At 73.5% G+C, this 268-nt stretch carries 1 protein-coding gene; it reads left to right on the top strand.

The genetic code is table 11. The features are described from left to right. Positions 1-20: 20 nt before the first annotated feature. Positions 21-268: hypothetical protein (locus tag HWE04_RS24305; RefSeq protein WP_241813937.1), on the top strand; the 248-nt coding region annotated here is incomplete at its 3' end.

Raw genomic sequence — 268 nt, 5'->3', positions numbered from 1 at the left:
GCGCCCACCCGGTGGACCGCGTGTCGGACAAGCCCTCGCTCGTCGTCGCCACGCGAGGCGCCGAGCCGCTCGCCGACGGCGGCTACCGCGCGATCGTGCTGCTCGACGGACCCCGCATGCTGCAGGCCCCCGATCTCCGCATCGGCGAGGCGTGTCTCCGCTGGTGGTCCAACGCCGCCGCACTGGCCGCTCCCGGAGCCCCGATCCATCTGGTCGGCGTCGACGGCAGCATCGCGAAGGCGCTGGCGACATGGAACCAGGCGTCGTA

It is taken from the genome of Herbaspirillum sp. C7C2 (genome assembly GCF_022627865.1).
Classification (GTDB): Bacteria; Pseudomonadota; Gammaproteobacteria; order Burkholderiales; family Burkholderiaceae_D; genus Herbaspirillum; species Herbaspirillum frisingense.
Note: the sequence above shows the minus strand (reverse complement) of the source record. Positions and strands in the feature narration are given on the sequence as shown.